8 protein-coding genes are annotated in these 9,404 nt (G+C 73.6%); 5 read left to right on the top strand and 3 right to left on the bottom strand.

Annotated elements, in window-relative coordinates; translation table 11 throughout:
- Positions 1-115 precede the first annotated feature (115 nt).
- A complete protein-coding gene (locus tag ACGFMK_RS07620; protein WP_392759345.1) occupies positions 116-2,299 on the top strand; it encodes an ATP-binding protein in 2,184 nt (727 codons plus the stop codon).
- A 214-nt stretch (positions 2,300-2,513) separates the two neighbouring features.
- On the opposite strand, the gene ACGFMK_RS07615 is transcribed toward ACGFMK_RS07620, so the two are convergent.
- Positions 2,514-3,146, bottom strand: coding sequence for a TetR/AcrR family transcriptional regulator (locus ACGFMK_RS07615; protein WP_392759343.1), 633 nt, complete (start codon positions 3,144-3,146; stop codon positions 2,514-2,516).
- 27 nt (positions 3,147-3,173) lie between these two features.
- Positions 3,174-3,797 carry a sulfotransferase family protein gene (locus ACGFMK_RS07610; RefSeq protein ID WP_392759341.1) on the bottom strand — a complete coding sequence of 208 codons (624 nt, stop codon included), beginning with the start codon at positions 3,795-3,797 and terminating at the stop codon, positions 3,174-3,176.
- A gap of 116 nt (positions 3,798-3,913) precedes the next feature.
- Here ACGFMK_RS07610 and ACGFMK_RS07605 point away from each other — a divergent pair, with 116 nt between their 5' ends.
- The 4 genes from ACGFMK_RS07605 (at position 3,914) to ACGFMK_RS07590 (ending at position 8,526) form a co-directional block, all read left to right on the top strand.
- The gene (locus ACGFMK_RS07605; protein ID WP_392759340.1) at positions 3,914-4,501 is read left to right on the top strand and encodes a hypothetical protein; all 588 of its coding nucleotides are present in this window, start codon (positions 3,914-3,916) and stop codon (positions 4,499-4,501) included.
- The gene (locus tag ACGFMK_RS07600; protein WP_392759338.1) at positions 4,410-5,309 is read left to right on the top strand and encodes an ABC transporter ATP-binding protein; all 900 of its coding nucleotides are present in this window, start codon (positions 4,410-4,412) and stop codon (positions 5,307-5,309) included. The genes ACGFMK_RS07605 and ACGFMK_RS07600 overlap by 92 nt, the downstream gene beginning before the upstream one ends.
- Complete coding sequence (locus ACGFMK_RS07595; protein ID WP_392759336.1) at positions 5,299-6,120, top strand: ABC transporter permease; 822 nt, start codon at positions 5,299-5,301, stop codon at positions 6,118-6,120. The genes ACGFMK_RS07600 and ACGFMK_RS07595 overlap by 11 nt, the downstream gene beginning before the upstream one ends.
- A gap of 87 nt (positions 6,121-6,207) precedes the next feature.
- On the top strand, positions 6,208-8,526 hold the full coding sequence (locus ACGFMK_RS07590) for a putative bifunctional diguanylate cyclase/phosphodiesterase (protein ID WP_392759335.1): 2,319 nt from the start codon (positions 6,208-6,210) through the stop codon (positions 8,524-8,526).
- On the opposite strand, the gene ACGFMK_RS07585 is transcribed toward ACGFMK_RS07590, so the two are convergent.
- Positions 8,523-9,347, bottom strand: a complete 825-nt coding sequence (locus ACGFMK_RS07585; protein WP_392759333.1) for a cyclase family protein — start codon at positions 9,345-9,347, stop codon at positions 8,523-8,525. The genes ACGFMK_RS07590 and ACGFMK_RS07585 overlap by 4 nt on opposite strands.
- Between the last annotated feature and the right edge of the window lie 57 nt (positions 9,348-9,404).

The following is a 9,404-nucleotide window of genomic DNA, read 5'->3' as shown; positions in this document are numbered from 1 at the left end:
GCGTGACGAACACGGGCTGTGCACACAGCGGCCGGCCGGGGCCGCGGACCCGGCCGGCCACCCACGACGGCGTTCCGGCGGCGTCATAATGTTTCTGCGACGGGGGTGGATGCGGATGGGCGAGCGAGCGACGTTCGGCGCGGAACTGCGCCGCCTCCGCCGGGCCGCCGGGCTTTCCCTCACCGGCCTCGCGGACCGCGTCCACTACAGCAAGGGCTATCTGAGCAAAGTGGAAACCGGGCTGACCACACCGAATCAGGCACTGGCCGCGCTGTGCGAGGCCGAACTGGACGCCGCCGGGGTGCTCACCGCGCTGCTGCCCCGCGAGCCCGCGCGGCGGCGCACCCGCCCCGACGTCCGGGCGTCCGGGCTGCCGGCCGCGACCGGGGACTTCGCCGGCCGCGCCGAAGAACTGCAAGCGGTCCGGGACGCGCTGGAAGCCGACGGCGGCGTGTGCGTGATCTCCGGGATGGGCGGCGTCGGCAAGACGGCGCTGGCCGTCCGCTGCGCCCACCGGCTCGAAGCGGGGTTCGCCGACGGCTGCCTGTTCGTCGACCTGCGCGGGCACGGCGAGGGCGCGGTGGACCCGGCGGCCCTGCACGACCGGCTGCTGCGGGTGCTCGGCGTGCCCGCCGAACGGATCCCGGCCGACCCGGACGACCGGGCGGCGGCCTACCGCTCCCGGCTGCGCGGGCGGAGCCTGCTGCTGGTGCTGGACAACGCGGCCGACGCGGCCCAAGTGCGGCCGCTGCTGCCCGCCGAACCCAAGTGCCGGGTGCTGATCACCAGCCGGTCGCGCCTCAGCGCGCTCGACGAGGCCCGGCACGTCTCCCTCGACGTCCTGCCCGCCGACGCGGCGGCGGGGTTGTTCGCCGCGCTCACCGGAGCGGACGCCGCCGAGGCGACCCGGGTCGCCGACCGGTGCGGCCGGCTGCCCCTCGCCGTCCGGATCGCCGCGGCGCGGCTGCGGGCCCACCCGGCGTGGGACATCGCCGAACTGGACCGGCGGCTGGCCGTCGAAGCCGAGCGCCTCGGTGAGCTGGATGACGGCGAACGCAGCCTGTCCGCGGCCTTCCGGCTGTCGGCCCGGCAGCTCGGCGAGGCCGAGGCCCGGCTGTTCGGCCTGCTCGCGCTGCACCCCGGCGGCGATCTCGACCTCCACGCGGCGAGCGCGCTGGCCGGGCTCGCGCCCCGGGAGACCGACCGGCTGCTCGACCGCCTGCACGACGCGTACCTGGTCACCCAGCCCGCCGCCGACCGGTACGGCTTCCACGACCTCCTCCGCGCGTTCGCCGCCGAGACCGGCGAAGCCGCGCTCGAACCCGAGGAACGGCAGGCGGCCTTCGGGCGGCTGACGGCGTTCGCCGTCCGGAGCGCCGAACAGGCCGACCGGCTGCTGACCCCGCAGCGCTACCGGCCGGTGGTCACCTACCCCGGCGGCCTGCCCGAGCCGGCGCCGCTCGACGGCGTCGCGTGGTTCCGCGCCGAGTGGCCGAACCTGGTGGCGCTGTGCCGCCGGGCCGGCGAGCTCGGCGAGCACGAGCGCTGCTGGCAGCTGGCGTTCTTCCTGCGCGGCTACTTCTTCCTCGCGAAGCTGTGGGACGAGTGGATCACGACGCACCGCTGGGCCCGCGCCGCGGCCGAGAAGGCGGGCGACCGCTGGGCGGTGGCGACCACGACGGCCAACCTCGGCATCGCCCTGGTCGACCGCGGCGACATCGACGGCGCGTCCGAGTGCTACCGCGAAGCCCTGCGGGAGTACCGCGCGATCGGCGACCGCCACGGTGAGAACACGGCGCTCGCCCACCACGCCTGGGCCGATCACTATCGGGGAGAGCACCAGGCGGCCCTGCGGGATTTCCTTACGGCGCTGGAGTTCTACGAGCAGATCGGCAACCGCCGGAGCGCCGCCATCACCAGGCGCGGCATCGGACTGGTGCGCGTCGCCCTGGGCGAGGCGGCGGAAGGGGCGGAGCTTGCGGCGGCCACGCTGACGGTGTTCGACGAACTCGGCCTGGAGCACGACGCCGTACTGGCCCTCAACTGCCTGGGCTGGGCCCGGTTCCACACGGGCGAGCTGGACCTGGCGGCAGCGGCCTACCGCGAGGCGGCGGCCCGGGCGGAGGCCTGCGAGAGCGACCACGAGGCGGCGCGGGCGTACACGGGGTTGGGCAATGTCGCGCTGGCCCGCGGGTCGGCTGCGGAGGCGGCGGGGTACTGGGCTCGGGCGGACGAGACGGATCCGGGCCTGGACAAGGTGGTGGTCGGTGAGTCGCGGGTTCGGCCGGGGAACAGCTGATCCAGCGGCTTCGGCAGCGGCACCCAGAGGAACTTGCCGATCATGAGCCCGAGGATGTGGCGTCTGCCGAGTTCCGGGACCTACCGCCGCGATCAGCCCACCTGGTGTCGCGCGCCCGAGGTTCGTTCACGGGGTGGTGCGGCGTGGATCCCGCCGATCGTGGCTCGTGGCTCGGGCAGGTGTGTTGGGTGCATGTGTTGCGCCGCGGGCCGAGCTAGCGGGACACCACGCGGGCCAGCACCGCCGGGACGTCCCGTTCCAGGGAGGACGCGGCCGAATCCGAGCCGGCCAGGTGATGCAGCAGGGCCTGCTGGAACAGGCCGTCGAACAGGGCGTACGCGACCGATGGCGGGACGTCGGCCGATACCTCTGCCAGTTCCGCGTAGCGCGCCACCACGTGCCAGATCATCTCTTCGCGGCGGCGGTCGATCTCCAGGACGTCGGCGCGGAAGGACTCGTCGAACAGGCTCTGGTTGCGCAGGTCGTACCAGAGGCGGTGCATCTTCGCGTCCGCGCGCAGGGTGCCGGCCATCGCCACCGCGAAGTCGTGCTCCAGCTCTTCCGCGGTGCGAGCGCGGGCCACCAGCTCGTCGTAGCGGGTGACGCAGACCTCCTCGAACTGCCGCACGCAGTGGGTGAGCAGCTCGACCTTATCGGCGAAGTAGTAGTGCAGCACGCCGTGCGAGAAGTCCGAGTTCTGGGCGATCTCCCGCAGGCTCGTGCGCGCGTACCCGAGCTCGGCCAGCGTCTGCAGCGCCGACTCGGCCAGCTGCGCCCGCCGCTCGGCGAACTTGTCCACCCCGCGGCGGGAGATGCGCTCCCGCGTCCGCTCCTTCGCTTCGGTCACCGATTCAGTCTATCGGGCCCTTGACGATCAGCCGCCGCCGAGAAACCGCGCCACGGTGCCCGTGAAGTCGCCCGAGTCGTTGACCCGCGGGAACGGCTCGGGCGGCACGTCCGCGCCGAGGAACCCGCACAGCGGCTCCCAGCCTTCGCGCACCTCGTACACCAGCAGTTTCTCCGCCGGGACCGCCGCCCGGACCTCGGCGTTGTGCCGCGTGAACCACGCGACCGCGGCGTCCCGGCCGGGGTGGCGGCGGTAACCGCGCTCGGCCAGTGCCGCCACGAACTCGACGGTCTCGGGGCCCAGCTTCGCGAAGACCTGGTCCATCACCGGGTCGAAGATGGTCCGGACCGCGCTGCGGTACCAGCTCTCCGGATCGCGGACGCTCAGCAGGACCTTGGCGTCCGGGAACAGGTCCATCAGCTCGCGCCAGAGCAGGCAGCCCGGGAAGTCCGACGTCGCCCGGTAGCCGGCGACGGCGGCGCGCAGGGCCTCGCGGTCGCCGCGCAGCGCGGCCGTCCAGCGCACCGTGGCGGCCGGCTCGCCGAGGACGTCGGCCATGTGGTGGCACGGCCCGCGGCCCAGTGCCTCGAGCGCGGCGCGCACGGACATGGTGCCGGTGCGGCCGAATCCGGCGCCGATGACCTCGACCATCCACGCATCCTGGCACACCGCGTACGCGTCTCGGCGTACGCGCGAAAGCCGTCCGCAGCGGGACGACCGCGGCGCCGCGGATCCCGAGGATGAGGAGCGTCGAAAAGGAGGGACCCATGACCAGCCGCCTCGGCGCCCGGGCCCGCAAGGGATTCCTGGTGGCCCACATCGTCTCGGGTGGTGCCTGGATCGGGATCGACGCGGTCCTCGGCATCCTCGTCGTCACCGCGCTGGTCTCGGACGACGCGGGCGTCGTCGCCACGAGCCTGCAGGCGCTCGAACTGTTCGCCGTGTGGCCGATGCTGCTCGCCTCGGTGCTCACGCTCGCCACCGGCGTCGTGCTCGGCCTCGGCACGAAGTACGGCCTCGTCCGCTACTGGTGGGTGGCCGCGAAGCTGGCCGTGAACGTCCTGATGGCCCTGCTGATCCTCTTCGCGCTGCGCCCGGGGCTGACCGACGCGGCCGAGTACGGCCGTCAGCTCGCCGCCGGGCAGACCCCGCGGGGCGACCTGGGCGACCTGCTCTACCCCGTGATCGTCGCCCCCAGCCTGTTGCTGTTCGCCAGCGTCCTCGCGGTCTTCAAGCCGTGGGGCCGCACCCGGAAGGAGACCCGTGAACCTGCCCGTCGAAACGATCGACCTGACCAAACGCTACGGAACGACCGCCGCGGTGGCGGAGCTGAACCTGTCGGTGCACGCCGGTGAGGTCTACGGCTTCCTCGGCCCGAACGGCGCCGGCAAGACGACGACGCTGCGGATGCTGCTCGGCCTGATCCGCCCCACCTCCGGCCAGGTCCGGCTCTTCGGGGGCGAACCCGGCTCGGCCGGCCTCGCCCGGGTCGGCGCGCTCATCGAAGGTCCCGCCTTCTACCCGTACCTCTCGGGCCGGGCGAACCTGCGGATCCTCGCCGACCACGCCGGGGTGCACCGCACCCGCGTCGACGACGTGCTCGACGTCGTCACCCTGACCGACCGGGCCAAGGACAAGTACTCGACGTACTCGCTCGGCATGAAGCAGCGGCTCGGCCTCGCGGCCGCGCTGCTGAAGGACCCCGAGCTGGTGGTGCTCGACGAGCCGACCAACGGCCTCGACCCGGCCGGCATGGCCGACATGCGCGTCACCCTGCGCAAGCTCGCCGCGGACGGCTGCACCGTGCTGCTCTCGAGCCACCTGCTGACCGAGGTCGAGCAGATCTGCGACCGCGTCGGCGTGCTCGACCGCGGCCGGCTCGTCGCCGAGACGACGGTGCCGGACCTGCGCTCGGGCGGCGCGCTGCGCGTGGTCGCCGGCCCGCTGGAGCAGGCCCGTGAACACCTCGGCCGGCTGCTCGGCGCGGACCGCGTCCACGCCGACGGCGCCGCGCTCGAGCTCGACGTCGACCCCGGCGAGGCCGGGCGGATCAACGCCGGGCTGGTCGCCGCCGGCCTCGACGTCACCGAGCTGCGCTGGCACGAACCCGACCTGGAACAGACGTTCCTTTCCCTGACCGGAGGTACCCCCGATGCTGCGTGACATCCGAGCCGAGCTCCGCAAGCAGTCCCGCCGCCCCGCGAGCTGGCTGCTGCTGGCGATCGCCGTCGTGCTGTCGCTGACCTTCGGCTACGCCGTCCCCTACGCGGGCCTGGACGGGGCGCCGGCGACCGGCGGGCCCGGCGCCGGGCGCGGGCTGAGCGCGATGCTGCCGGACGCGTTCGTCGGCAGCGCCCTCGGCGGGCTGCCGATCTTCGTCGGCGCGCTCGCGCTGATCTTCGGCGTGCTCGTCGCGGGCAGCGAATACGGCTTCGGCACGTGGAAGACCGTGCTGGTGCAGAACCCTTCGCGCGTCAAGGTGTTCGGCGCGAAGCTGGTCGTCGTCGCGGTGGCGGGGCTGGCCGTCGTGCTCGTGCTGTTCGCGGCGACGGCGGGGGCGAGCGCGCTCGTCGCGTCGCTGCAGGGCCAGGCGCTGGTCTGGCCCGGCGCGTCCGACATCCTGCTGGGCCTGGGCGCCGGCTGGCTGGTGGCCACCATGTGGGGTGCGCTCGGCGTGCTGCTGGCGGTCGGCCTGCGCTCGGTCGCCCTGCCGATCGGGCTGGGGCTGGTGTGGCTGCTGGCCGTGCAGAACCTGCTCGCGTCGATCGCCGCGCCGCTGCTGAGTTGGGTCGCCGAGCTGCAGAAGGTGCTGCCCGGGCCGAACGCGGGCGCGCTCGTGGCGTCGTTCGGGGCGAGCGCTCCGGGTGTCGAGCAGATCGTCGGATCCGGGCAGGCCACCGCCGTGCTCGCGGGGTACGTGGTCGTCTTCGCCGCGCTCGGCGGGTGGCTGCTCCACCGGCGTGACATCGCCTGATGGTGCCGGTGCGGTGAGCCGGTCCCCGGTCGTGTCCGGTGTAGTGTTTCTCAGTTCGACTGACCGGGTTTGACCACGTGAGGTGCCATGACAGTGCGGCGGTACCCCGTGGCGATCCTGCTCGTCGTCGTCACGGCGGCGGTGATCGTCGTCAACGGGTTCGCGTTCTGGGGCGACACCTTCGCGCTGTGGATCGACGACGCCATGCAGCTGAGCGCCGGCGTGGCCGCGGTCGTCTGCGGCTGCCTGGTCGCCCGGCGCTTCCGCGGCCACCAGCGCTGGTGGCGGCTGCTGATCGCGCTCGGCATGGCCGGCTGGTCGCTCGGGCAGTGCGTCTGGTCGTGGTACCAGCTGGTCGATGGCCGGGGCCTGCCCTCGCCCTCGCTGGCCGACGTCGGGTACCTGAGCTTCCCGGTCTTCGCGCTCGCCGCGCTGTTCACCCTGGCCCGGGCGCGGATCCGGCCGGACCGCGAGCGCTGGCAGCCCGCGCAGTGGACCGCGCACTTCGGGATCGCGGTGGTGCTCGACGGCCTGGTCGTCACCGGCTCGCTGTTCATCCTCACCTGGACCGCGGCGCTCGGGCAGCTGGTCCGGGCCACCGCGCCGGACGCGGGCTCGTGGGCCGTCGCGATCGCCTACCCGCTGTCGGACCTGGTCGTCGTGGTCGTGGCGGTGCTGCTGGTGGTGTTCGACCGGGTGGACCGGCCCTACCGCAAGAACCTGCTGCTGCTCGCCCTCGGCATCGTCGCGCTCGCCTGCTCCGACAGCGTGTTCGCCTACCTCGTCAGCATCGGCGCGGAGAGCATGAAGCCGTGGGCCGACGCGGGGTTCGTGCTCGGCCCGCTGTTCATCGCCTACGCCCTGCTCGTCACGCCGAACACGCGGCGGCGTGACGACGCCGGCCAGCCCGGCGGCGTCGACTGGTGGCAGCTGGCGCTGCCCTACATCCCGGTCACCGCGGTGGCGCTGCTGATCACCGTGCAGCTGATCGGCGGGGCCGGGCCGGACGGCGTCGAGGTGTTCGTCAGCGTGCTCGTGGTGTTCCTCGTGCTCGCCCGGCAGCTGCTTTCCGTGCTGGACAACCGGTTGCTGCTGCGGCGGGTGTACGAGGGCCAGCAGCAGCTGACCCACCAGGCCTACCACGACCCGCTCACCGGGCTGGCCAACCGCGCGCTGTTCGCCGACCGGCTGGACCTGGCCGTCGCCGAAGGCGCCGACGCCCGCCACCCGCTCGTGCTGATCTTCGTCGACCTTGACGACTTCAAGGAGGTCAACGACCGGTTCGGGCACGCGGGCGGCGACCTGCTGCTGCACGCCGTCGCGCAGCGGCTGCTCGGCTGCGTGCGCGCGACCGACACCGTCGCGCGGCTCGGCGGTGACGAGTTCGCCATCCTGCTGGAGGGCGAGGTCGACGCGCCGCAGGCGGTCGCGGACCGGATCCGCGGCGCGCTGCGGCGGCCGTTCGCGGTGCAGGGCACGCTCGTCCCGGTCCGGGCCAGCATGGGGCTGGTGGTGCCGGACCCGGCCGAGCCGCTGGTCACCTCCGACGTGCTGCTGGGCCGCGCGGACACCTCGATGTACGCGGGCAAGCGCCTCGGCAAGGACACCACCGTCGTCTACCGGCCGTCGCAGGACGGCCCGCCGGACTTCCCGGCCGCGCTGCGCCGCGCGGCCGGCGGCATCCCGGAGGGCTTCGGGCTGGTGTTCCAGCCGATCGTGCGGCTGCCCGGCGAGACGCCGGTCGCCCTCGAGGCGCTGGCCCGCTGGAGCGCACCGGACGGCACGGCGGTCTCGCCCGAGACTTTCGTCCGCGCGGTCGAGGGCGCCGGCCTCGGTGCCGAACTGGACGCGCTGGTGCTGGACCTGGCCTGCCGCGAGATCACCGCGGCCGGGCTGGACCTGACCGTGCACGTCAACGTCTGCGCCAGCCGGCTCGGCGCGCCCGCGCTCGAGCAGAGCGTCAGCGCGAGCCTGGCGCGGTACCGGCTGCCCGCGGACCGGCTGGTCGTCGAGATCACCGAGACCGTGCCGGTGCCGGACCTCGCCGCGGGCGCCGACGCGATCCGGCGGCTGCAGGCCCTCGGCGTCCGGGTGGCGCTGGACGACTTCGGGGCCGGGTACAGCTCGCTGACCGTGCTGCACGCGCTGCCGGTCGACCTGATCAAGCTGGACCGCGCGCTGACGACGGGGGTCCAGCCGGAGCGCGACGCGGCGCTGTGCCGCTCGCTGGTCGGGCTGTGCGACGACCTCGACCTGGGGGTCGTCGCCGAAGGCATCGAGACGGCCGAGCAGGCCGAACTGATCACCCGGGCGGGCTGCACCACCGCCCAGGGCTACCGGTTCGGCCGCCCGGCCCCGCTGTCCGCGCTGACCCTGTCCGGCGCGACGCCGCTCTCGGCGAGCTAGTCCGCGTGCACGCCCGGTGGGAGGACGCCGAAGATCGTCGCCGTGGAGCCGGCGCCCTTGCGGTTGATCGGGCCGCCCGCCAGGACCCACGCGCCCGTCGTCGGCAGCGCCTTGAGGTTCGCCAGGATCTCCAGGCTGATCCGGTGGCGCTGGTAGACGAGCTTGGACACGGTGTACGTCTCGTCGGTGCCGACGTCCGGGCTGAACGTGTCCGTGCCGGTGCCGCCGCGGCGGCCGAGGCGGCCGGTGTCGATCAGCCACCGGACCGCCGGGATCGAGAACCCGGGCTGGTGCAGCACGCCGTCGGCGCCGGTGTTCGGGTAGGCCGGGGTGCCCCACTTGGCGTCCCAGCCGGTCCAGAGCACGACGACGGCGTCGTCGGGGATCCGGCCGTGGCGCTTCTCCCAGGCCTTGAGGTCGTCGATCGTGACGCCGTAGTCCGCGTTCGCCGCGGCCTTCGCTCTTATGTCGATCTTGACGGCGGGCCGGAATAGATCCGCGGGATCCATGTCGTCGGCGAGGGGCTGACCGGTGTTGAAGTGGCCGGGCGCGCCCCAGTGCGTCCCCGTGTGCTCGCCCTCGCGGACGAACTGCAGGTAGTAGCCGTCGGCCGGGATGGTCGCGATGGTCTCCAGCGAGAAGGCCGGGTCGCCGGGGAACACGTTGGTCGTGGCGGGGTCGTTGACGTGCGACAGGTTGACCAGGTTGAGCTGGTCGAGCCGCACCGGCGGCGCCGTCGCGGCCTGCGCGGTCCGCCCGGACACGGCGGCGCCGAACACCCCGGCCAGCCCCGCGGCCAGCACCCTGCGTCTCATCGGCATGGGGAATCACCTTTCACCGGAACACCGCCCGTGCGGCGGCCTGCACGGTGATATCAC

It is taken from the genome of Amycolatopsis sp. NPDC049252, assembly GCF_043197175.1.
GTDB lineage: Bacteria > Actinomycetota > Actinomycetes > Mycobacteriales > Pseudonocardiaceae > Amycolatopsis.
The sequence above is the reverse complement of the archived record's forward strand: the minus strand, read 5'-3'. Positions and strand labels throughout refer to the sequence as shown.

Excerpts from the sequence above, each read along its gene's own strand:
- ACGFMK_RS07605 (WP_392759340.1), top strand. The coding sequence starts at position 3,914 with ATGACCAGCCGCCTCGGCGCCCGGGCCCGCAAGGGATTCCTGGTGGCC.
- ACGFMK_RS07610 (WP_392759341.1), bottom strand. The coding sequence starts at position 3,797 with ATGGTCGAGGTCATCGGCGCCGGATTCGGCCGCACCGGCACCATGTCC.
- ACGFMK_RS07595 (WP_392759336.1), top strand. The coding sequence starts at position 5,299 with ATGCTGCGTGACATCCGAGCCGAGCTCCGCAAGCAGTCCCGCCGCCCC.
- ACGFMK_RS07620 (WP_392759345.1), top strand. The coding sequence starts at position 116 with ATGGGCGAGCGAGCGACGTTCGGCGCGGAACTGCGCCGCCTCCGCCGG.
- ACGFMK_RS07585 (WP_392759333.1), bottom strand. The coding sequence starts at position 9,347 with ATGCCGATGAGACGCAGGGTGCTGGCCGCGGGGCTGGCCGGGGTGTTC.
- ACGFMK_RS07590 (WP_392759335.1), top strand. The coding sequence starts at position 6,208 with ATGACAGTGCGGCGGTACCCCGTGGCGATCCTGCTCGTCGTCGTCACG.